The 18877-nt window shown below is 69.9% G+C and carries 15 protein-coding genes; 4 read left to right on the forward strand and 11 right to left on the reverse strand.

Features of this window, described 5'->3' with window-relative positions:
* Positions 1-692: 692 nt before the first annotated feature.
* From ACGFR7_RS17465 to thyX, 3 genes are all read right to left on the reverse strand, one after another.
* A complete protein-coding gene (locus tag ACGFR7_RS17465) occupies positions 693-2378 on the reverse strand; it encodes a ribonuclease J (protein ID WP_088800362.1) in 1686 nt (561 codons plus the stop codon).
* A 114-nt stretch (positions 2379-2492) separates the two neighbouring features.
* Positions 2493-3392: a 4-hydroxy-tetrahydrodipicolinate synthase gene (gene dapA, locus ACGFR7_RS17470; protein ID WP_088800361.1), complete on the reverse strand. Its 900-nt coding sequence runs from the start codon at positions 3390-3392 to the stop codon at positions 2493-2495.
* Between the two features lie 197 nt (positions 3393-3589).
* Positions 3590-4348, reverse strand: coding sequence for an FAD-dependent thymidylate synthase (thyX, locus tag ACGFR7_RS17475; RefSeq protein ID WP_393319450.1), 759 nt, complete (start codon positions 4346-4348; stop codon positions 3590-3592).
* A gap of 232 nt (positions 4349-4580) precedes the next feature.
* Between thyX and ACGFR7_RS17480 the strand changes: the two genes are divergently transcribed.
* Together ACGFR7_RS17480 and ACGFR7_RS17485 are read left to right on the forward strand one after the other, a co-directional pair.
* The gene (locus ACGFR7_RS17480) at positions 4581-4820 is read left to right on the forward strand and encodes a hypothetical protein (RefSeq protein ID WP_088800359.1); all 240 of its coding nucleotides are present in this window, start codon (positions 4581-4583) and stop codon (positions 4818-4820) included.
* A gap of 99 nt (positions 4821-4919) precedes the next feature.
* The gene (locus ACGFR7_RS17485) at positions 4920-5477 is read left to right on the forward strand and encodes a PH domain-containing protein (RefSeq protein WP_393319453.1); all 558 of its coding nucleotides are present in this window, start codon (positions 4920-4922) and stop codon (positions 5475-5477) included.
* Positions 5478-5544: 67 nt separating this feature from the next.
* Here the strand turns inward: ACGFR7_RS17485 and ACGFR7_RS17490 are convergent, their stop codons facing one another.
* The 6 genes from ACGFR7_RS17490 to eccD form a co-directional block, all read right to left on the reverse strand.
* A complete protein-coding gene (locus ACGFR7_RS17490) occupies positions 5545-6000 on the reverse strand; it encodes a hypothetical protein (protein WP_393319456.1) in 456 nt (151 codons plus the stop codon).
* A gap of 5 nt (positions 6001-6005) precedes the next feature.
* Positions 6006-6758, reverse strand: coding sequence for a 4-hydroxy-tetrahydrodipicolinate reductase (gene dapB / locus ACGFR7_RS17495; protein ID WP_393319459.1), 753 nt, complete (start codon positions 6756-6758; stop codon positions 6006-6008).
* A gap of 36 nt (positions 6759-6794) precedes the next feature.
* Positions 6795-8174, reverse strand: coding sequence for a M16 family metallopeptidase (locus ACGFR7_RS17500; RefSeq protein ID WP_393319461.1), 1380 nt, complete (start codon positions 8172-8174; stop codon positions 6795-6797).
* Entirely contained in the window at positions 8171-10390 is a 2220-nt protein-coding gene (locus tag ACGFR7_RS17505) for a polyribonucleotide nucleotidyltransferase (RefSeq protein WP_393319464.1), read from the reverse strand. Before ACGFR7_RS17505 ends, ACGFR7_RS17500 begins: the two co-directional genes overlap by 4 nt.
* Positions 10391-10683: 293 nt before the next feature.
* Positions 10684-10971: a 30S ribosomal protein S15 gene (rpsO, locus tag ACGFR7_RS17510; protein WP_006602744.1), complete on the reverse strand. Its 288-nt coding sequence runs from the start codon at positions 10969-10971 to the stop codon at positions 10684-10686.
* A gap of 155 nt (positions 10972-11126) precedes the next feature.
* Positions 11127-12590 (reverse strand): type VII secretion integral membrane protein EccD, encoded by a 1464-nt coding sequence (gene eccD, locus ACGFR7_RS17515; protein WP_393319468.1) that lies wholly within the window; start codon positions 12588-12590, stop codon positions 11127-11129.
* 256 nt (positions 12591-12846) lie between these two features.
* Between eccD and eccCa the strand changes: the two genes are divergently transcribed.
* A complete protein-coding gene (gene eccCa, locus ACGFR7_RS17520; protein WP_393319471.1) occupies positions 12847-16803 on the forward strand; it encodes a type VII secretion protein EccCa in 3957 nt (1318 codons plus the stop codon).
* A 251-nt stretch (positions 16804-17054) separates the two neighbouring features.
* On the opposite strand, the gene ACGFR7_RS17525 is transcribed toward eccCa, so the two are convergent.
* Entirely contained in the window at positions 17055-17852 is a 798-nt protein-coding gene (locus ACGFR7_RS17525) for a WXG100 family type VII secretion target (protein WP_393319474.1), read from the reverse strand.
* Positions 17849-18157 carry a hypothetical protein gene (locus ACGFR7_RS17530; protein ID WP_393319477.1) on the reverse strand — a complete coding sequence of 103 codons (309 nt, stop codon included), beginning with the start codon at positions 18155-18157 and terminating at the stop codon, positions 17849-17851. The genes ACGFR7_RS17525 and ACGFR7_RS17530 overlap by 4 nt, the downstream gene beginning before the upstream one ends.
* Positions 18158-18395: 238 nt before the next feature.
* Here ACGFR7_RS17530 and ACGFR7_RS17535 point away from each other — a divergent pair, with 238 nt between their 5' ends.
* The gene (locus ACGFR7_RS17535) at positions 18396-18803 is read left to right on the forward strand and encodes a hypothetical protein (RefSeq protein WP_393319480.1); all 408 of its coding nucleotides are present in this window, start codon (positions 18396-18398) and stop codon (positions 18801-18803) included.
* The last annotated feature ends 74 nt before the right edge of the window (positions 18804-18877 follow it).

The following is an 18877-nucleotide window of genomic DNA, read 5'->3' on the forward strand; positions in this document are numbered from 1 at the left end:
CTTTTGGCACGCTGTTGAGTTCTCAAGGAACGGACGCTTCCTTTGCGCCTGTTTCACCAGGCTCTCCGGGCGCTTCCCTTCGGTCTTGCGTTTCCGACTCTATCAGATCCTTGCGGGCCCGATTTTCGCCGGTGCGTTTCCGCCTTTCGGCTTCTTCGCGTTTCCAACCTACCAGATCCGTTTCCGTGTCTGGCCCCGTGCTGGAGCGGGTCGGCCGTTCTGCTTTCGCTTTCCGGCCTTTCCGACTCTATCAGATCCGATTTCGTTCCGTTGCCGGTTCTTATTCGGTCCGATTTCCCGTCGGAGGGGGTTTACCTTTCGGCTGATCCGACTTTATCAGATTGCTCTGGGCCGGAATTCCGCCTGGTTTCGCGGAGGCGCTCCGTACGCACAGGCGTGTGGTGCTTCCCGTTCAGGAGGAGACGTAAACGTACTGGAGCGGGGGGGGGGGGCGGGGGGGGGGCCCCCCCCCCCCCCCCACCGAGAAACAAGCCCCGGGCCGGGCCGCGCGACGCCGCCCCCCCCACCGCGGGGGGGGGCGGGGGGGGGGGGGGGGGGGGGGCGGCGCGGCGCCCGGGGGGGGGGGGGGGCCCGCCGGCCCCCCCCCCCCCCGCCCGGGGGGGGGGCCCCCCCCCCCCCCCCCCCCCCCCCCCCCCCGCTCCTACTTGAGTACCTGCGTACGGCCCTGGGCGTCAGACCTCGACGACCACGGGGAGGATCATCGGGCGGCGGCGGTAGTTGTCCGACACCCACTTGCCGACCGAGCGGCGGATCAGCTGCTGGAGCTGGTGCGCGTCCGCGACACCGTCCTGGGCCGCCTTGGCCAAGGCCTCATCGATCTTGGGGACCACGCCCGACAGGGCCGAGTCCTCGATGCCGGAGCCGCGCGCATGCAGGTCCGGGCCTCCGACGATCTTGCCGGTGCTGCTGTCCACGACCACGAAGACCGAGATGATGCCTTCGTCGCCCAGGATGCGGCGGTCCTTGAGATGGGTTTCCGTGACATCGCCGACCGAGAGGCCGTCGACGTAGACATAGCCCGCCTGGACCTTGCCGACGATCTTGGCGACACCGCCGACCAGGTCGACCACGACACCGTCTTCGGCGATGACGATCCGTTCCTTCGGAACACCGGTCAGGGCCCCCAGCTCGGCGTTGGCGCGCAGATGGCGCCATTCACCGTGGACCGGCATGAGGTTCTTCGGCTTGCAGATGTTGTAGAAGTACAGCAGCTCGCCGGCCGAGGCGTGGCCCGAGACATGGACCTTGGCGTTGCCCTTGTGGACGACGTCCGCACCCCATCGGGTGAGGCCGTTGATCACGCGGTAGACCGCGTTCTCGTTGCCCGGGATGAGGGAGGACGCCAGGATCACCGTGTCGCCCTGGACGATCCGGATCTGGTGATCGCGGTTGGCCATCCGGGAGAGGGCGGCCATCGGCTCACCCTGGGAGCCCGTGCAGACCAGCACGACCTCGTCGTCGGGGAGGTCGTCGAGCGTCTTGACGTCCACGACGAGGCCGGCGGGGACCTTCAGGTAACCCAGCTCGCGGGCGATGCCCATGTTGCGGACCATCGAACGGCCCACGAAGGCGACCCGGCGGCCGTACTCGTGCGCCGCGTCGAGGATCTGCTGGATGCGGTGCACATGGCTGGCGAAGCTGGCGACGATGATGCGCTTCTGGGCGTTCGCGAAGACCGTGCGCAGGACGTTGGAGATGTCCCGCTCGGGCGGTACGAAGCCCGGGACCTCGGCGTTCGTGGAGTCGGAGAGGAGAAGGTCGATGCCTTCCTCGCCGAGCCGCGCGAAGGCGGGGAGGTCGGTGAGCCGCCGGTCCAGCGGGAGCTGGTCCATCTTGAAGTCGCCGGTGTGGACGACCATGCCCGCGGGGGTGCGGATGGCGACGGCCAGGGCGTCGGGAATGGAGTGGTTGACCGCGACGAACTCGCAGTCGAAGGAGCCGATCCGCTCCGTGTGCCCCTCCTGCACCTCGAGGGTGTAGGGACGGATGCGGTGCTCCTGGAGCTTGGCCTCGATGAGCGCGAGGGTCAGCTTCGAACCGATGAGGGGGATGTCCGGCTTCTCCCGCAGGAGGTAGGGGACACCGCCGATGTGGTCCTCGTGGCCGTGGGTCAGCACGATGCCGTCGATGTCGTCGAGCCGATCCCTGATGGACGTGAAGTCCGGCAGGATCAGGTCGATTCCGGGCTGCTCCTCCTCGGGGAAGAGCACTCCGCAGTCGACGATCAGCAGCCGGCCGCCGTACTCGAAGACCGTCATGTTGCGGCCGATTTCACCCAGGCCGCCGAGGGGGGTGACGCGCAGGCCACCCTTGGGAAGCTTCGGCGGGGCGCCGAGCTCAGGATGCGGATGACTCAAAAGACTCTCCTCACCACACACGCCACGCTGCCGTCGAGGGCACGTGGCGCGCATGACATTCGTGCACTTGCTATGAGGCGGTTGTTGGTCCGTATTCAGTTGTGAAGCTTGTGATCAGAGCTGTACCCCGCCGGCGGCGAGATCGCGCGTGAGCTGTTCGGTCTCCTCGGGGGAGAGCTCCACGAGCGGCAGCCGCAGCGGCCCGGCGGGCAGACCCTGGAGGCCGAGGGCGGCCTTGGTCGTGATGACGCCCTGGGTGCGGAACATGCCGGTGAAGACGGGCAGCAGCTTCTGGTGGATCTCGGTGGCCTTGGTGACGTCGCCATTGAGGTGGGCGTCCAGGAGGGCGCGCAGCTCGGGGGTGACGACATGGCCGACCACGGAGACGAAACCGACGGCACCGACCGAGAGCAGCGGGAGGTTGAGCATGTCGTCGCCGCTGTACCAGGCGAGGCTGGAGCGGGCGATGGCCCAGCTGGCGCGGCCGAGGTCTCCCTTGGCGTCCTTGTTGGCGACGATCCGGGGGTGCTCGGCGAGCCGGACGATGGTCTCGGTGTTGATCGGGACACCACTGCGGCCGGGGATGTCGTAGAGCATGACCGGCAGGTCGGTGGCGTCGGCGATGGCCGTGAAGTGCCGGAGCAGGCCCTCCTGCGGGGGCTTGCTGTAGTACGGCGTCACCGCGAGCAGACCGTGGGCGCCGGCGTCCTGGGCGGCGCGTGCCAGCTCCAGGCTGTGGCGGGTGTCATTGGTACCGGCTCCGGCGACCACAAAGGCGCGATCGCCGACCGCATCGACCACCGCGCGGACCAGCTGGGCTTTCTCCGCATCGCTGGTGGTCGGGGACTCTCCGGTGGTGCCGTTGACGACGAGACCGTCGTTGCCGGCGTCCACCAGGTGGGCAGCCAGCCGCTGTGCGCCATCGAGATCGAGGGCGCCATCCGGCGTGAACGGCGTGACCATGGCGGTCAGCACCCGCCCGAAGGGGGTCTGCGGTGTGGAAGTCGGAGCCATGGGTCCCACGCTACTCGTAGCTCACCGCGGGATGCGCCTCTGGGGAGCAGGGATGTGGACTCCGGCACTGCCTGCTCGGGGGTTCAAGCAGTGCCGGGTCCGTCTGTTCAGCGTAGATGAACTTCTCAAAATGCCGCAATCCGGACACTTCGCACGTCTGTCCCGCGCGCTCCGGTATCCGGCCCGCAACCTGGGCCTTACGGAGCGATCCGGCCGTTCGCATTGAATGCGCCGTACGTGAGCGGCATGAGCTTCGCCCAGTGCGCTTCCATCTGCTCGCCGACCATTTCGATCTCGCGCTGCGGGAAGGACGGCACCTTCGCCTGCTCGTGCTGGGTGCGCAGGCCGAGGAAGTGCATCAGGGAGCGGGCGTTGCAGGTGGCGTACATGGAGGAGAACAGGCCGACCGGGAGCACCGCGCGGGCGACCTCGCGGGCGACGCCGGCGGCGAGCATCTCCTGGTACGCCTCGTAGGCCCGGCGGTAGGAGTCCTCCATGACGCGGCCGGTGAGCTCGTGCTGCGCCTGGGTGCCCTCGACGAATTCGTACTTCCCGGGGCGGCCCTGCTGGACGAGCTTGCGGGACTCGCCGGGGACGTAGAAGACCGGGTCCAGCCGGCGGTAGCGGCCCGACTCCTCGTTGTACGACCAGCCGACGCGGTGGCGCATGAACTCGCGGAAGACGAAGATCGGCGCGCTGATGAAGAACGTCATGGAGTTGTGCTCGAAGGGGCTGCCGTGCCGGTCCCGCATGAGGTAGTTGATCAGGCCCTTGGAGCGCTCCGGGTCCTTCTGCAGCTCCTCCAGGGACTGCTCACCGGCCGTGGAGACCCGGGCCGCCCACAGCACGTCGCTGTCCGCGGCGCTGTGCTTGACCAGCTCGACCGTCACCTCGCTCCGGAAGCTGACGGCTGCACTGTCGGGGCTCTCAGTGCTCTCGGCGGGGGTTTGGGACACCGGCGGTTCCTTCCAATCGATCCTCGTGCGCGACCACCCTACGGCCCGCCACTGACAGTCCGGGAAACACCGCGTGATGCCGCGTTAGCCGCAAAACGGGCGCGCCGTAGCAGCGCACGGAGCGGCCGTTGATATTTTTCACAGAAGTCCCTGAAAACGGGCACCAACTGCACGCCACAAACGTCTAACCCTGTGACAGTGCCCACTTCGAGGTTCCTAGGAGAGCCCGCTCATGTTCCGCCGGCGAGAGCCCGTCCCGTTCGCCTTCGTTGCCGAGGCAGACCGGTTCCGCAGCAATGTCACTCCCCCGCCGCGGCAGCGCGCCTCGCGCGCGCAGCTCCTCGGCCAGTCTCTCATCACGCTGACAGTCGTGGGCGGCCTGGCCGGCGCCCTGCTGTTCGGCGTTCCCGCACTGCAGCAGGACAGCTCCGGGTCGAGCCGGGTGCATCAGTCCGAAGCATCGCATCGCTGAACGGGCGGGCGGGGCGTGCCGCCAAGTGGTTCCGCTCCGCCGGTCCCGATAGCCTCACCGGTCACAGCTTCCGTGCGTGCCCATGAGTGAGGATCAGCCGTGCCCCTGCCCTTCCTGACGGCCGACCGCGACCTCGATCCCGACACCCGTGCCGCGGATTCAGCCGCGCTGCCGCATGACGAGCCCGACCACTGGCGCCGTCCCTACCGCCCCGGACCGTGGCGGGTAGGGGCGGCGGCGGTGTTTTTGCTGCTCGCCTCGTTCGTGCTGATCTCCGCACTGATCATCACGATGGCCGGCTCGCTGCCCGGCGCCGCGGCCTGTGCGGTGGTGGGGGCAGCGATGATCACTCTGGCCCTGCGGCTGCTGCGGGTCGGGGTGTGGGTCAGCGCGCACGGCCTGCGGCAGGTGAATCTGCTGCGTACGACGACCGAACCCTGGAGCGCCGTCGCCTCCGTGCGCACGCGCCAGCAGCCGGTGCGCTGGCTGGGGCTGCCGCGCACGGTGCAGGGACAGGCGCTGATCATCGAGCGGACGCAGGGTGAACCGCTGCGGTCCCTGCTCACGGACCACAACGGCGACTTCCTGTCCCGCCCGGAGGCGTTCGAGCGGGCCGCGGATGTGCTGGAGGCCTGGGCGGCGGAGTACCGCGCCTGAGGCCCGGCGCCGCGGACCCGCCCCTGGCGCGGTACCGGGCCCGTACCGGCCCTGGGGGAAGTCTCCCCTAGGCGGCGGGTACGGGCTTGTCGTCGTGCAGGGCGATGGCGCGCTGCATCGCCTTCCGGGCGCGCGGGGTGTCCCGGGCGTCGTGGTACGCGACCGCGAGCCGGAACCATGCACGCCAGTCGCCGGGGGCGTCCTCCGTCTCGGCCTGCCGCCGGGCGAAGACCGCGTCGGCGGCGTCCCGGTCGACCCGGCCGCCAGGGGTCCGCGCCGGCTCGTCGGCCGGCAGGCCGCCCTCGGCCTCCAGGGCATGCGCCAGCCGGTGGGCGTCACGCGCGAAGCGGGTGTTGTGCCGGAGGAACCAGGCTCCGATGAACGGCAGCACGAAGGCCACCGCGCCCATGCCCATGGCAGCCGGCTCGCCGGTCATCAGGAGGAGTACTCCCTCCAGCGCCACCACCCCGAAGACGAGGACCAGCACGGTGGCGAGGAAGAAGTACGTGATCTTTCCGCCCATACCCGTCAGCCCAGGTCGAGGAAGTTTTCCAGGCCCACGGTCAGGCCCGGAGTGGTGACGACGCGGCGCACACCGAGCAGGATGCCCGGCATGAAGCTGCTGTGGTGGAGGGAGTCGTGGCGGATGGTGAGGGTTTCGCCCTCCCCGCCGAGAAGTACCTCCTGGTGGGCCAGCAGACCGCGCAGCCGCACGGAGTGCACGGGGATGCCGTCCACGTCCGCGCCACGAGCGCCGTCCAGCGCGGTGGTGGTGGCGTCCGGCTGCGGGGCGCAGCCGGCCTCCTCCCGGGCCGCGGCGATCAGCTGGGCGGTGCGGGTGGCGGTGCCGGACGGGGCGTCCGCCTTCTTCGGGTGGTGCAGCTCGATGATCTCGGCCGACTCGAAGAAGCGGGCCGCCTGCTGCGCGAACCGCATGGTCAGCACCGCACCGATGGAGAAGTTCGGGGCGATGAGCACGCCCGCCCCGGGCGAGGCGGCGAGCGAGGTGCGCAGCTGCGCAAGGCGCTCATCGGTCCAGCCGGTCGTTCCGACCACCGCGTGGATGCCGTGCCGCACACAGAAGTCGAGGTTGCCCATCACGGCACCGGGGTTGGTCAGCTCGACCACGACCTGGGCTCCGGCCTCGACCAGCGTCTCCAGCTTGTCGCCCCGGCCGAGCCCGGCCACCAGCTCCATGTCGTCGGCGGCCTCGACGGCCCGTACGGTCTCGGAGCCGAGGCGTCCCTGGGCTCCCAGTACGGCCACGCGCAGCTTGCTCATCGTTTCCCGTCCTTCTCTTGGTGGTGTCGCGGGGGCCTAGGCGACGATGTCGTCCAGCCGGGCCGCCTGCCGGTCCTTCAGGGGGCCGATGACGGACAGCGAGGGCCGGGTGCCCAGCACCTCGCGGGCCACCTCGCGCACCTCGTCCGGGGTGACGGCCGCGATCCGCGTCAGCATCTCGTCGACCGACATCTGTTCGCCCCAGCACAGCTCACTCTTGCCGAGGCGGTGCATCAGCGCTCCGCTGTCCTCCAGGCCGAGGACGGTGGACCCGCGCAGCTGTCCGACCGCGCGGCGGATCTCGTCGTCGGTGAGGCCGTGGGACGCCACCTGCTCGAGTTCGTCGCGGCAGATCTTGAGGACGTCCTGCACCTGGTTGGGACGGCAGCCGGCGTAGACGCCGAACAGCCCGCAGTCGGCGAAGCCGGAGGTGTAGGAGTAGACGCTGTAGGCCAGGCCGCGCTTCTCGCGGACCTCCTGGAAGAGGCGCGAGCTCATCCCGCCGCCCAGGGCGGTGTTCAGTACGCCCATCGCCCAGCGCCGGTCGTCGGTGCGCGCCAGCCCCGGCATCCCGAGGATCACATGGGCCTGCTCGGTCTTGCGGTTGAGCAGTTCGACGCGGCCGGCGGCCTTGACGGCGCGGGTACCGGAGCGCGGGGCGATCGGGACGGCGTCCGTACGCTCCAGGGCCCCGGCCTGCTCGAAGGCGCGGCGGACCAGGCGGACGACCTTGGCGTGGTCGACGTTGCCCGCGGCCGTGACGACGAGGTGCGTGGGGTCGTAGTGCTTCCTGTAGAAGCGGCGGATGCGCTCGGGGGTGAGGGCGTTGACGGTGTCGACGGTGCCCAGGACCGGGCGGCCGAGCGGGGTGTCACCGAGCATGGTGTGCGCGAACAGGTCGTGCACGCAGTCGCCCGGGTCGTCCTCGGTCATCGCGATCTCTTCGAGGATGACCCCGCGCTCGGCGTCCACGTCCTCGGCCTCGACCAGCGAGCCGGTGAGCATGTCGCACACCACGTCGATGGCGAGCGGCAGATCGCTGTCCAGCACCCGCGCGTAGTAGCAGGTGTACTCCTTCGCGGTGAAGGCGTTCATCTCGCCGCCGACCTCGTCGATCGCGGCGGAGATGTCCAGTGCGCTGCGCCGCTCGGTGCCCTTGAAGAGCAGGTGCTCGAGGTAGTGCGTGGCGCCGTTGAGCGAGGGGGTCTCGTCGCGGGAGCCGACGTGCGCCCAGATGCCGAAGGTGACGGAGCGGACCGTGGGCAGCGTCTCGGTGACGATCCGCAGACCGCCGGGCAGGGTGGTCCGGCGGACCGTTCCGGCGCCCGCGGTGCCCTTGAGAAGCGTTTGGGTACGGGCGACGGCCCGCCCCTCCGAAGAGGTGCGGGCCGTCGTCGCGTGCGTACGGGACGTCACTTGGCGGCGTCGTCCTTCGTGTCCGCGTCCGCGTCCTCTTCCTCGATCACGGGGATCAGGGAGAGCTTGCCGCGCTGGTCGATCTCGGCGATCTCGACCTGGACCTTGGCGCCCACGCCGAGCACGTCCTCGACGTTCTCCACGCGCTTGCCACCGGCGAGCTTGCGGATCTGCGAGATGTGCAGCAGGCCGTCCTTGCCCGGGAGCAGGGAGACGAACGCACCGAAGGTGGTGGTCTTGACGACCGTGCCCAGGTAGCGCTCGCCGACCTCCGGCATGGTCGGGTTGGCGATGCCGTTGATCGTGGCGCGGGCGGCCTCGGCGGCCGGGCCGTCGGCGGCACCGATGTAGATGGTGCCGTCGTCCTCGATCGTGATGTCGGCGCCGGTGTCCTCCTGGATCTGGTTGATCATCTTGCCCTTGGGGCCGATGACCTCACCGATCTTGTCCACGGGGATCTTGACGGTGATGATCCGCGGGGCGTTCGGGGACATCTCGTCCGGAACGTCGATGGCCTCGTTCATGACGTCGAGGATGTGCAGACGCGCGTCGCGGGCCTGCTTCAGCGCGGCGGCCAGGACCGAGGCGGGGATGCCGTCGAGCTTGGTGTCGAGCTGCAGCGCGGTCACGAACTGCTTGGTGCCGGCGACCTTGAAGTCCATGTCACCGAAGGCGTCCTCCGCACCGAGGATGTCGGTGAGGGCGACGTAGTGGGTCTGGCCGTCGATCTCCTGGGAGATCAGGCCCATGGCGATACCGGCGACCGGGGCCTTGAGGGGCACACCGGCGTTCAGCAGCGACATGGTCGAGGCGCAGACCGAGCCCATGGACGTCGAGCCGTTGGAGCCCAGCGCCTCGGAGACCTGGCGGATCGCGTAGGGGAACTCCTCGCGGGTCGGCAGCACCGGCACGATGGCGCGCTCGGCGAGCGCACCGTGGCCGATCTCGCGGCGCTTGGGCGCACCCACGCGGCCGGTCTCACCGACGGAGTACGGCGGGAAGTTGTAGTTGTGCATGTAGCGCTTGCGGGTCACCGGGGAGAGGGTGTCCAGCTGCTGCTCCATGCGGAGCATGTTGAGGGTGGTGACGCCCAGGATCTGGGTCTCGCCACGCTCGAACAGCGCGGAACCGTGCACCCGCGGGATGGCCTCGACCTCGGCGGCGAGCGTACGGATGTCCGTGACGCCGCGGCCGTCGATGCGCTTCTTCTCCTTGATGACGCGCTCGCGGACCAGGCTCTTGGTCAGCGAACGGTACGCGGCGGAGATCTCCTTCTCGCGGCCCTCGAACTGCGGGAGCAGCTTCTCGGCGGCGACAGCCTTGACGCGGTCCAGCTCGGCCTCGCGCTCCTGCTTGCCGGCGATGGTCAGCGCCTGGGAGAGCTCGTCCTTGACCGCGGCGGTGAGCGCCTCCAGGACGTCGTCCTGGTAGTCGAGGAAGACCGGGAACTCGCCGACGGGCTTGGCGGCCTTGGCGGCGAGGTCCGACTGGGCCTTGCACAGGACCTTGATGAAGGGCTTGGCGGCCTCGAGACCGGCGGCGACGACCTCTTCGGTCGGGGCCTCGGCGCCGTCCTTGACCAGCTGGATGGTCTTCTCGGTGGCCTCGGCCTCGACCATCATGATCGCGACGTCGCCGTCCGGGAGGACGCGGCCGGCCACGACCATGTCGAAGACGGCGTCCTCGAGCTCGGTGTGGGTCGGGAACGCCACCCACTGGCCGTTGATCAGGGCCACCCGGGTGCCGCCGACCGGGCCGGAGAAGGGCAGGCCCGCGAGCTGGGTGGAGCAGGAGGCGGCGTTGATGGCGACCACGTCGTAGAGGTGGTCGGGGTTGAGCGCCATGACCGTCTCGACGATCTGGATCTCGTTGCGCAGGCCCTTCTTGAAGGAGGGGCGCAGCGGCCGGTCGATCAGCCGGCAGGTGAGGATGGCGTCCTCGGAGGGACGGCCCTCACGGCGGAAGAAGGAACCGGGGATCTTCCCGGCTGCGTACATCCGCTCCTCGACGTCGACGGTCAGCGGGAAGAAGTCCAGCTGGTCCTTCGGCGTCTTGGAAGCGGAGGTGGCCGACAGCACCATGGTGTCGTCGTCCAGGTACGCCACGGCGGAGCCGGCGGCCTGCTTGGCCAGGCGGCCCGTCTCGAAGCGGATGGTGCGGGTGCCGAAGGGGCCGTTGTCGATCACGGCTTCGGCGTAGTGGGTCTCGTTCTCCACCAGGGATATCTCCTCGTCTGCGTCCGCTGCCCGTATGGCTGCGGACCGTCTTCGGTGGAGCGCCGGTGCGGGCCGGTCTTCGATCGAAGCACCCGGAGTGATGACACATGGCGTCCATGGATCGTCCGGGGGCCACTACCGAGGACCGGCGGCCAGGTGGCGCTCCTACCGCGTTCAGTTTTGCGATATGGCACCAGACTACAAAGCTTCCGTCCACCATGAGGTGGCGCGAGTGTCCGGCGCCTATGGCAAAGGGAGCGGCCCCTGGTAGGAACCGCTCCCTCTACGGCGTCTTACTTGGCGCCCGCCGCGCCGCGGCGGATGCCCAGGCGCTCGACCAGCGCACGGAAGCGCGTGATGTCCTTCTTCGCCAGGTACTGCAGCAGACGGCGGCGCTGGCCGACGAGCAGCAGCAGACCACGGCGGGAGTGGTGGTCGTGCTTGTGGGTCTTGAGGTGCTCGGTCAGGTCCGAGATGCGGCGGGAGAGCATCGCGACCTGGACCTCGGGGGAGCCGGTGTCACCCTCCTTGGTGGCGAACTCGGCCATGATCTGCTTCTTCGTAGCGGCGTCGAGCGACACGCGGTACTCCTCAGGGTTCCGGCCGGTGAGCGCCCCTGGTTTACCTCACAGGGAATCTTGGATGACTCATCCGGGCCGTCACACAGCGTACCAGCTCAAAACGGCCCCCCGACCGGGTGGTCGGGGGGCCGTGGAACGGGCCGGTGAGCGGGGCCTCAGCTGGTGGTCAGGCCGCGCACCTTGCCGTACACGTCCAGGACCGCCAGGCACAGCGGCACCAGGGAGAGCAGGACCAGGCCGTCGAAGATGTCGAAGATCCGGCCCCAGAAGGGGGTGACACCCTTCTGGGGGACGATCAGGCCGACGCTGACCAGGAGGGCGGCGCCCGCCGCGATGCTGCCGGAGAACCAGACGGTGTGGATGTTCAGCGGACCTGAGTCCTGGTAGCGGGCCAGATCGATGAACATCTCCGTCGGCGGGTTCAGCGCGATACCCAGGATGAGCAGGACGATCGTGAGGATGCCGGCGATGGTCAGGCAGGCGACCTGCGCGGTGTAGTCGAAGAGCCGGGCACGGAGCATGATCGTGATGCCGGCGGCCAGCGCGAGCAGCTGGGCCCACACGTTGTCCGAGAAGCCGAGGACCACACCGGCCGAGCCGACGGTCAGGGCGGCGCAGCCGGCGACGAGGCCGAGCAGCAGCTCGTGCCCGCGCTTGGCCTGGTTGCCGATCTTGACGAAGTCGACGGACTCGGTCTCGCCGCCGTTGTCGTAGGAGCCCTTGGCGATCTGGTCGGGCGACTTGTAGCCGATGGGCAGCCGGGCGAAGCGTGCGGAGAGGCCGGGCAGCCAGGCGACCAGGGCGATGGAGACGACGGCGGTGACGGCGGCGACCTCACTGGGCGAGGCGTCGGTGAGGATCGCGGCGAAGACCGCGAGGGTCCCCGTGGCGGCCAGGAACGCGGCGGCGACGAAGGGGGCGTCACCGCGCGGCAGCATGACCACCAGCAGCGCGGAGGCGATCAGTACGGTCACACAGCCGACGAGGAGGTGCAGCCGGCCGGGGTCGGTGCCGGCGTCGACGGGGAAGATGCCGGAGCCGGCGAGCAGGAGGTGCGGAAGCGAGGCCAGGCCCAGCGCGATGGAGGAGCCGTGGTCGTCGTAGACGCGGGCGCGGACGCCGGACAGCGCGACCAGCACGATGCCGACGACACCGGCGATGATGCCGGGCAGGCGGTGCATGTCGCGGTGCTCGGGCTCGGAGACCCACAGGGCGAACGCCATCATGACGAGCAGCAGCACACCCGCGGTGAGGCCGACGACGCGCATGAGGTCGTCGCTCCAGCGGCTGCGGTTGCGCTTGACCGCGGAGGCGACGGCGTCGGATACATCGTCGAAGACCGGGAGCGGCAGCGACTCGGCGAACGGCTTCAGGAGAAGAAGGTCGCCGTCGAGAATCTGCTGCTGCGCCAGCGACTGTCCGGCGTCAAGAACCGTGCCGTCGCGGCGTACTAGGTGATAGCCGGTCGGAGCGCCCTCCGCCTGCGACTGACCGGAGAGCCTCAGAATCTCCGGATAAATGTCGACGAGTGCGACGTCCTCCGGCAGAGCCACGTCAATCCGTGCGTCCGGCGCGGCGACTGTGACCCGGCAAAAGCCGGTGCCAGTGCTCGTGCTCACCTGGCGGTTCCCCCTATCCGTTGGGCGTTTTGTCGCGTCGCGCGCCCTATATATAGAGCCGTCACTTCGGGGCTGTGGGCACGCTCGCGAGGCGTCAGCGTACCGTCCAATTCAACGGCCGCCCCACCCACCCCGAGACTTGACCGTTGACAGTAGGATCAACGCCTGGTTCGGGCCAAGCACTTGGTCCGGGGGGACCGTCGAATCCAACGGGGGCGGTCCGAGTCTGCGAGATGCATGAAGGACTGATGCCTCGGTGAGCGTTGTCATCGTCAAGCGCCCGCCCCGCGCGCTGCCACCCGAAGTTCCCTCCGAGGAGGTGACACTCGAGGCGCCCCCGGAGCTTCCGCGTGAGGGCGATTCAGAAAACATGCTGATGACCCTTATGCCCATGATGGGTATGGCGTCTTCGGCGGGATTCTTGTTCATGGGCAACCAGCCGTTCATGAAAATCATGGGCGGCTTTATGGTGGCGTCCACCCTGGCAATGGCGATCGTGCAGATCGTCAAAGCCCGCCAAGGGCCTTCCGGGCAAATGCTCCAGGAACGCCAGGATTACCTCAAGTACCTTACGCAGAAGCGGAAAGAGGTACGGCGCACCGCGCGCAAGCAGCGCGACGCGCAGCTGTTCACCCACCCCGACCCGAGCCAGTTGTGGTCGATCGTGGCCGAGGGCAAACGCGTATGGGAGCGCCGGGCGGGCGATCCGGACTTCGGGCAGGTACGGCTGGGGCTGGGGCCGCAGCAGCTGGCCACTCCCCTGCGGGCTCCGGAGACCGCTCCGGTCGACGAGCTGGAACCGCTCACCGCGCATGCGATGAAGGAATTCCTCGACAAGCACGGGCAGCTGGACGACCTGCCGCTGGCGGTCTCGCTGCGCGCCTTCTACCACCTGACCGTCTCCGGCGACCCGGACACGGTCTACGGCGCCTCGCGCGCCATCGTCGCCCAGCTGTGCACCCTGCACTCGCCCGAGGACCTGGTGGTGGCCGTTGTCGCCGCGCCCGGTGCGCAGGCGGAGTGGGAGTGGACCAAGTGGCTGCCGCATGCGCAGGGCAAGACGACGGACGGCGCAGGCAGCCGCCGGCTGGTCGTCGGTGACCTCGGTGAGATCGAGGAGCTGCTGGCGGACGAGCTGGAGGGCCGCGGCCGGTTCAACCCGCAGGGCACTCCGGTGACCGACACCCCGCATGTGCTGGTCGTGCTGGACGGCGGCGACGTGCCGATGGATTCGGTGATCGCCGGGGCCGAGGGCCTGCAGGGCGTCACCATCCTGGAGGTCGTCCCGGGCGATCTGGACGAGATCCGCGGCGGCCTGGCCGTCCAGGTGTGGCCGGGCAAGCTGGTGCTGGAGTCGGCCGGCGGCGCGGTCTACCACGGTGTCTGCGACACGCTGTCGATCGCCGAGTCGGAGGCGCTGGCGCGCCAGCTGGCCCCGCTGCGGGCGGGCTCCGGGGCGGACGGCGAGGAACCGCTGCTGTCGAACCTGGACTTCACCGATCTGCTGAACCTGGGTGACGCCGGTTCCGTCGATGTGTCGCGTACCTGGCGGCCGCGCACGCTCCACGAGCGGCTGCGGGTGCCGATCGGTGTCGACAAGGACGGCCAGCCCGTCATGCTCGACATCAAGGAGGCCTCGCAGGAGGGCATGGGCCCGCACGGTCTGTGTGTCGGTGCGACCGGTTCCGGTAAGTCCGAGGTGCTGCGCACCCTGGTGCTGGCGCTCGCGGTCACCCACTCCTCGGAAACCCTCAACTTCATCCTCGCGGACTTCAAGGGTGGCGCCACCTTCACCGGCATGTCGGAGATGCCGCACGTCGCGGCGGTCATCACCAACCTCGGTGAGGACGTCACGCTGATCGACCGCATGCGCGACTCGATCACCGGTGAACTCCAGCGCCGTCAGGAGCTGCTGCGCTCGGCGGGCAACTACGCCAACATCACCGACTACGAGAAGGCGCGTGCCGCGGGTGCCCCGCTGGACCCGCTGCCCTCGCTGGTGATGGTGCTCGACGAGTTCTCCGAGCTGCTGACCGCCAAGCCCGACTTCATCGACATGTTCATCCAGATCGGCCGTATCGGCCGGTCGATGGGTGTGCACATGCTCCTCGCCTCGCAGCGCCTGGAAGAGGGCAAGCTGCGCGGCCTGGACACCTTCCTGTCCTACCGGCTGGGTCTGCGGACCTTCTCCGCGGCTGAGTCGCGGACCGCGATCGGCGTGCCGGACGCCTACCACCTGCCGAACGTCCCCGGTTCCGGCATCCTCAAGTACGACACCGAGACGATGGTCCAGTTCAAGGCCGCGTATGTCTCGGGCCCGTACCGCGGTCCCGGTGCCGGCGGCGGTTCCGGCGGCAGCCGGACGAACCGGCTGCCGGTGCCGTTCACGGCGGCCCCGGTCGTCGAGCAGATCATCGACGACCCCACGCCGGTCGCGCCGGCCGAGCCGGAGCAGGACGACGCGCTGGCCGACACCGTGCTCGACGTCATCGTCCAGCGCATGCAGGGCCAGGGCCCGCCGGCGCACCAGGTGTGGCTGCCGCCGCTGGACGAGGCGCCGACCGTCAACCAGTTGCTGCCGACGCTCGCGGTCACGCCCGAACGGGGGGTGCACGCGCCGGAGTACACCGCGCTCGGCAAGCTCGTGGTGCCGGTGGCGCTGGTGGACAAGCCGTTCGAGCAGCGGCGTGACGTGATGTACCTGGACTTCTCCGCCGGTGCCGGTCACGGCCTGGTCGTGGGTGGTCCGCAGTCCGGCAAGTCCACGCTGATCCGGTCCGCCATCGCCTCGTTCGCGCTCACCCACACCCCGTCCGAGGTGCAGTTCTACTGCCTCGACTTCGGTGGCGGCGGCATGCTGGCCATGGAGGGCCTGCCGCACGTCGGTGGTGTCGCCTCGCGTCTGGACGCGGAGAAGGTGCGCCGTACGGTCTCCGAGGTCGTCGGCATCCTCAACGAGCGGGAGGAGTTCTTCCGCGCCAACAGCATCGACTCGATCGGCACCTACCGCCAGCGGCGGGCCTCGGGCGCCTACCCCGACCAGAAGTGGGGCGACGTCTTCCTGGTCATCGACGGCTGGGGGACGTTCAAGACCGACTACGAGCAGATGGACCCGGTGATCCTGGACATCGCCGCCCGGGGTCTCGGTTTCGGCGTCCACCTGATCATCGCCGGTTCGCGCTACACCGAGGTGCGGCCCGCGCTGCGCGACCAGCTCCTCAACCGCGTCGAGCTGCGCCTGGGCGACCCGATGGAGTCGGAGTTCGACCGCAAGCGCGCGGAGAACGTCCCGATGGGCAAGCCCGGTCGCGGTATGTCCCCCGAGAAGCTCGACTTCCTGGCGGCGCTGCCGCGGCTGGACGGGATGAGCGACCCGGAGACGCTGAGCGAGGGCATCGCGAACCTGGTGTCGACGGTCAGCGAGCACTGGCAGGGCGAGCCCGCCCCCGCGGTGCGGATGCTGCCGACGATGCTGCACGTCAACGAGCTGCCCAAGGGCAACGACTACCCGGATCACGGCATCGCGATCGGTGTCGACGAGACCACGCTGTCGCCGGCGTTCATCGACTTCGAGACCGACCCGCTGCTGGTCATCTACGGCGAGAGCGAGTCCGGAAAGTCCTCGCTGCTGCGCCTGCTGACCAAGCAGATCGCCGAGCGGTACCCCTCCGACAAGGCACTGATGGTGGTCTCCGACTACCGTCGTGCGCTGCTCGGCGAGGTCCCCGAGAGCCATCTGTACAAGTACTGCGCCGCCGGGCCGCAGTTGCAGGAGGTCATCAGCGGTCTGGCCGGTTCGCTGGGCCGGCGGATGCCGGGCCCGGACGTCACGCCGGAGCAGCTGCGCAACCGCAGCTGGTACGACCTGCCGGACGCGTTCGTGATCGTGGACGACTACGACCTGGTGGCGACCAGCAGCGGCAATCCGCTGCAGCCGCTGCTGGAGTATCTGCCGTTCGCCCGTGACCTGGGTCTGCGCCTGATCATCGCGCGCAGCTCCTCGGGCGCCGGACGCTCCTCGTTCGAGCCGGTGATGCAGCGGACGAAGGAGCTCGGTGCGCAGGGTCTGCTCCTGTCCGCCGACCCGTCCGAGGGCCCGCTGATGGGCAACGTCAAGGGTCAGAGCCTGACGCCGGGACGGGCCACGTTCATCACGCGTAAGCGCGGTGCGCAGCTGGTCCAGACGGGCTGGCTGCCGGCGAACAGCCGCTGACCGGTCCGTACGCCTCAACGGCGGTGGGGGGCGGCCCCCCCGGGGGGGGGCCCCCCCCCGGGGGGGGGGGGGGCGGGGGGGGGGCGCCGGGGGGCCGGGGGGGGGGGCGGCGGGGGCCCCCCCCCCCCCGGGGCGCCCCCCCCCACCGCCGTTTCGTCTGTGCGCGCGGTGCGCCCGGTGCGCCCGGTGCGCCCGCGCGGTACGTGCGCGCCGGACGTGCCGGACGTGCCGGACGTGCCGCGCCGGGTGCGTCAGCCGAAGGCCCCGTGCCGGGTGATGTCGGGTCCGGGCCGGCCGGGTGCCGCGCCGCCGGACGCCGCGGCGGGGGCGTGGGGTTCGGGGGCGTCGGCGGTGGCGGGCGCCGCGGCCCGGGGGACGGGCTCGGCGGCGGGGGCTGCCGCTTCCTTCTTCTGCGGCCCGGTCTTCAGGTCCCGCTCATGGCCCGGCGCCGGAGCCGGAGCCGGTGCCGGAGCCTGATCCGGATCCGTCCCGGGCAGCCGGCTCCGTACGCCCTTGGCGATGCCCTCGCCGCCCCGCTCCGTGGCGGCGCCGCCTTGCGCCGGGCCGAACGGGTCGGGCCCCTGCGCCGCCGTGGAGGTGGCCCATTCGTGCCGTACGGGCGGCCGACGTCCCTGGCTGCCGCCGCCACCGCGCCTGCCGAACGCGCCGCCGAGGCCATTCGCGAGCTGCCCGAGCGCCATGAAGCCGTAGGCGATCTCGGGGCCGGACGACGACTGTGCGTCGTCGGCGGAGTGGTGCACCGGTGGTGCGCGGTGGTCCTTCTCGCCCTCGTCGCCGGCGGGCTGCGCGGCGGCGGTCTCCAGGTCGGCGGCGGCCAGTTCGAAGACCGGCAGGGAATCGTCCACGGACCGCTTGAGGCGGTGCCACTCCCCCGCGAACGCCTCTCCGGCCGGGCCGTGCCAGTTGGCCGCTGCCGCGGTGCCGACGTGCCGGTCCAGATCGCGGACGAGGCCGTCGAGGTGCTTGCCCATCTCCCGCCAGCCGGCCGCCGCTTCCCGCAGGGCCTCGGGGTTGCCTCGCTCGCTCACTGGACGCTCCGCATCATCTCGGCCAGCTCTTCCTCGGACGCCTGCGTATTCGCGGCGGTCTCCTTGATCCCTTTACCGACCTCCGCGAGGCGCTGCTGCAGCTGGACGAGCGCCTGCTCGGCCTGCTCGTACAGCTCGCGGTGGGGCCGGGCCGCCTCGTCGCTGCCGAATCCGTCCCGCAGGGCCTGGGCATCCGCCCGCCGCCTGAATGCGGCAAGCTGCCGGCTCAGTTCTTCCGCACGTATCTCGAAGGTCGCACCGAGCCCCCGCAACTCCTCGGTACTGAGCCGGACTTCATCGGACATCATTTCTCCCCGTATTGCATGACGGCTGCCTGCCGGCATCGCTTCAGGTCTAGCACACCGGCAATAGTCCCGAAGCCCTCTGCACAGCGGGCGGGCGGAAAACCACGGAATTCAGCATCCCGCGATATCCGGCAATACCGACAACCCCCGTCTTGACGCCCCGTTCACACCCGTCATTAGACTTCGGCACGCCGGTGCCGCACTCGCGGCCTGTGCCATCGCGTTCAAGGGGGCAGACATGAGCAATGAGCGGCAGATCCAGGACGAAGACCTGATGGACGTCGCCCAGGATCCCGAGCAGGCGCACCGGCTGCGCAAAGCGCTGAAGGTCCTGGCGGACAACCCCGATGTCGGCGGCAAGCTCCGGGAGATGGCCCAGGAGGTGCTCTCCGGGCGCATCGGCATGAAGGACGCCATCGCGACGCCGGGGTACATGGAAGCCCTGGGCGACCGGATGAACGAGATCCGGCGGGCCGCGGAGAACCAGACCATGGCCGAGCGCGAGGAGTCCCGCGAGAAGTTCGCCGCGTGGCAGAAGGAGCAGGAGGCCAAGGAGGACGAGGAGCGTGCCGAGCGTGACGGCCCTTCCGGCACCATCGTGACCTCCCCGCGGCGCGGCGGCCGGAGCGGCGGGCACCGGAACTGACCCGGGCACCGCGGGGGCGGTCCGCGGTGCTCACCCGGGGCGGCGCTGCAGTGCGGGAGGCAGCAGTTCGCTCT

The organism is Streptomyces sp. NPDC048516, assembly GCF_043199875.1.
In the GTDB taxonomy this organism is placed as follows: domain Bacteria; phylum Actinomycetota; class Actinomycetes; order Streptomycetales; family Streptomycetaceae; genus Streptomyces.

Coding starts and splice junctions, on each gene's coding strand:
- ACGFR7_RS17530 (WP_393319477.1), bottom strand. CDS start 18,157: ATGTCCGATGAAGTCCGGCTCAGTACCGAGGAGTTGCGGGGGCTCGGT.
- ACGFR7_RS17535 (WP_393319480.1), top strand. CDS start 18,396: ATGAGCAATGAGCGGCAGATCCAGGACGAAGACCTGATGGACGTCGCC.
- ACGFR7_RS17490 (WP_393319456.1), bottom strand. CDS start 6,000: ATGGGCGGAAAGATCACGTACTTCTTCCTCGCCACCGTGCTGGTCCTC.
- ACGFR7_RS17480 (WP_088800359.1), top strand. CDS start 4,581: ATGTTCCGCCGGCGAGAGCCCGTCCCGTTCGCCTTCGTTGCCGAGGCA.
- dapB (WP_393319459.1), bottom strand. CDS start 6,758: ATGAGCAAGCTGCGCGTGGCCGTACTGGGAGCCCAGGGACGCCTCGGC.
- dapA (WP_088800361.1), bottom strand. CDS start 3,392: ATGGCTCCGACTTCCACACCGCAGACCCCCTTCGGGCGGGTGCTGACC.